The sequence below is a fragment of the Alcanivorax quisquiliarum genome, from assembly GCF_023051175.1.
GTDB classification, from domain to species: Bacteria; Pseudomonadota; Gammaproteobacteria; order Pseudomonadales; family Alcanivoracaceae; genus Isoalcanivorax; species Isoalcanivorax quisquiliarum.
The window spans coordinates 1-1,148 of record NZ_JALKII010000036.1; the positions used below are offsets into that span (position 1 = coordinate 1).

General features: G+C 46.1%; 1 protein-coding gene. It reads right to left on the minus strand.

All coding sequences use genetic code 11. From position 1 onward, the window contains the following. Positions 1-103: 103 nt before the first annotated feature. Entirely contained in the window at positions 104-1,126 is a 1,023-nt protein-coding gene (locus MU846_RS14510) for a C1 family peptidase (RefSeq protein WP_246953987.1), read from the minus strand. Between the last annotated feature and the right edge of the window lie 22 nt (positions 1,127-1,148).

Genomic DNA, 1,148 nt, shown 5'->3' on the forward strand with positions numbered 1-1,148 from the left:
TAATGCTGCATTTACTTCCATTGTTTGTTTTCAGGTATTATAGATTGTTTGACAAATTTTTCTGGTTTTAAACAGTTTAGAAACTTGGTTGAGAACGCAGTTGTTAGTCGATGACGGGGTAGCTGGCTTTGGTGGCGATACCACAATGGTTGTCCATGTTCCTAGCGATCTTCCCGAACCCATCTTCTCCCCAGGTCGTCCCCCAGGAGTTCTTCACCAACCAGTAGGGTTGTCCATTCTCCTTGCCGTAGCCGATGACGAGGAGGGCGTGGTCCAGCTTGTCTTCAGTGTTCAGGCAAGTGTCTGAGTGATAAACACCATTTTTGTAATGTTGGAAGTCTCCGTCCTTCGAATCGATGGCCACCGAGACTGGACCAACAGTCGCAACTGCTCTCTTCAGGACTTTTTCATCACCTGGAGGGAGATCCGCGTATCCTGTGATGGTCGCGCCGATCTTGGAGGGGTCGAACCGGCACTCTTTGATCTCAGCTTCGTATGGATAGGACTCTTCAGTGTCTATTCCGTTGTTGAGGATGTACTCGAACGCAGTGTCCATCCATCCGATCCTGCAGTGACCTTCGTCTACCGGCGCGTTCACGCAATCCACGACGTTCTGTTCACTGAGAGTCACCAGTTCACCGGTTTTGTTGTAGTGTTGGCTCTCGACTGCGCCTACGGCAGAAAAAATCCAACATGAAAGGCATTCCTTTTGCTCCTTGACCGGAGTGACCCAATTTGCTTCCCTCCAATCAACAGATCTTGGAAGATCACCACCTCCAAGAAGTAATCGGTTGGTATTTAAAGATGATTCTCTTCGAAAAGATTGTCCTGGGTTCAATGATCCTGTATAAAAACTTCTGAATTCGGTTTCTGTCATATCTGAAAATTTGTTGACACCCATCGTGTATGAAACGAGTCCGTTTTTGTAAAGTTGATTGTGTTTATCGATTCGGTTTTTGTTGTCCAAAAATATTTCCATCCTATCATTCTCTTCATTTGCTGAACTGTATGTTTTGTTGTATGTTGCCTTGAATTTAGTCCATTCCTCCAAGTCGTTATGGGAAGGAGCTCCTGCAGTAAGTAATGCTGATGCTGCCAAACAGCAGAGAAACAGGGAGAGTCTCATATCTCCTCACCTTGCGTTCCTC